The 1,947-nt window shown below is 68.8% G+C and carries 2 protein-coding genes; both read left to right on the forward strand.

Going from position 1 to position 1,947, the window contains the following annotated elements; translation table 11 throughout:
• On the forward strand, positions 1–536 hold a 536-nt coding region (locus ACIBQ1_RS61795), incomplete at its 5' end, for a 2-deoxyribose-5-phosphate aldolase (RefSeq protein WP_397292876.1).
• On the forward strand, positions 536–1,947 hold a 1,412-nt coding region (locus ACIBQ1_RS61800), incomplete at its 3' end, for an aldehyde dehydrogenase family protein (RefSeq protein ID WP_397292878.1). The genes ACIBQ1_RS61795 and ACIBQ1_RS61800, both read left to right, overlap by 1 nt.

A 1,947-nucleotide genomic window follows, 5' to 3' on the forward strand; every position in this document is an offset into this window, starting at 1 on the left:
GCGACACCGCGCTGGCCGTGGCGGCGGGCGCCGACGAGATCGACATGGTGATCGACCGGGGCGCGTTCCTGTCCGGCCGCTACCTGAAGGTGTTCGAAGAGATCGTCGCGGTCAAGGCCGCCTGCGGTGCGGCGCACCTGAAGGTCATCCTGGAGACCGGCGAGCTGGCCACCTACGACAACGTGCGGCGGGCGTCCTGGCTGGCGATGCTGGCCGGCGCCGACTTCATCAAGACCTCCACCGGCAAGGTGGCCCCGGCCGCGACCTTGCCGGTGACGCTGATCATGCTCCAGGCGGTGCGTGACTTTCGCGAGGCCACCGGCCGGCAGGTGGGCGTCAAGCCGGCGGGCGGCATCCGCACCACCAAGGACGCCGTCAAGAACCTGGTGCTGGTGCACGAGACGGCCGGCGATGACTGGCTGAGCCCCGCCTGGTTCCGGCTGGGCGCCTCCTCGCTGCTCAACGATCTGCTGATGCAGCGTCAGAAGCTGGCCACCGGCCGCTATGCCGGTCCCGACTACTTCACCCTGGACTGATGATGGCGATCTTCGAGTACGCACCCGCGCCCGAGGCGCGTGACATCGTCGACATCAAGCCCTCCTACGGGTTGTTCATCGACGGTGAGTTCGTCGATGGCGGCGGTGTCCCGTTCAAGACGGTCAACCCGGCCACCGAGGAGTCGCTGGCCGAGGTGGCCAGCGCCTGTGCCGATGATGTGGATCGGGCGGTGCGGGCCGCGCGTAAGGCGTTCGGGGTGTGGAGTGCGCTGCCGGGCGCCGAGCGGGCCAAGTACCTGTTCCGGATCGCGCGGATCATTCAGGAGCGGGCCCGGGAGCTGGCGGTGCTGGAGTCGCTGGACAACGGCAAGCCGATCCGTGAGTCCCGCGATGTGGACGTGCCGCTGGTGGCGGCGCATTTCTTCTACTACGCGGGCTGGGCCGACAAGCTGGCGTATGCGGGGTTCGGGACCAGGCCGCTGGGGGTGGCCGGGCAGGTGATCCCGTGGAATTTCCCGCTGCTGATGCTGGCCTGGAAGGTCGCGCCGGCGTTGGCGTGCGGGAACACGGTGGTGCTCAAGCCGGCCGAGACGACGCCGTTGACGGCGTTGTTGTTCGCCGACATCTGCCGGCAGGCCGAGCTGCCGGCCGGGGTGGTGAACATCGTGACCGGCGCGGGCGAGACCGGCGCGGCCGTGGTGGGCCATCCCGAGGTGGACAAGGTGGCCTTCACCGGCTCCACCGAGGTGGGCCGGCTCATCGCGCGGGCGGTGGCGGGCACCGGTAAGAAGCTGACCTTGGAGCTGGGCGGCAAGGCGGCGAACATCGTGTTCGAGGACGCCGCGATCGATCAGGCGGTGGAGGGGATCGTCAACGGGATCTTCTTCAACCAGGGGCATGTGTGTTGTGCCGGGTCGCGGCTGCTGGTGCAGGAGTCGATCCAGGAGGAGTTGCTGGCCGCGCTCAAGCGCCGGCTGTCCACGCTGCGGGTGGGTGATCCGCTGGACAAGAACACCGATGTCGGCGCGATCAACTCGGCCGAGCAGCTGGCGAAGATCCGGGAGCTGTCGCAGGTGGGGGAGTCGGAGGGGGCCGAGCGCTGGTCGCCCGCGTGTGAGTTGCCCGAGCGGGGGTTCTGGTTCCCGCCGACGGTTTTCACCGGGGTGGCGCAGTCGCACACGATCGCCCGGGAGGAGATCTTCGGCCCGGTGTTGTCGGTGCTGAGTTTCCGTACGCCGGCGGAGGCGGTGGAGAAGGCCAACAACACGCCGTATGGGCTGTCGGCGGGGATCTGGACGGAGAAGGGTTCGCGGATCTTGTGGATGGCCGACAGGTTGCGGGCCGGGGTGGTGTGGGCCAACACGTTCAACAAGTTCGATCCGGCTTCGCCGTTCGGCGGTTACAAGGAGTCCGGGTACGGCCGCGAGGGCGGGCTGCACGGGTTGGAGGC

The organism is Nonomuraea sp. NPDC050153 (assembly GCF_044460125.1).
Classification (GTDB): Bacteria; Actinomycetota; Actinomycetes; order Streptosporangiales; family Streptosporangiaceae; genus Nonomuraea.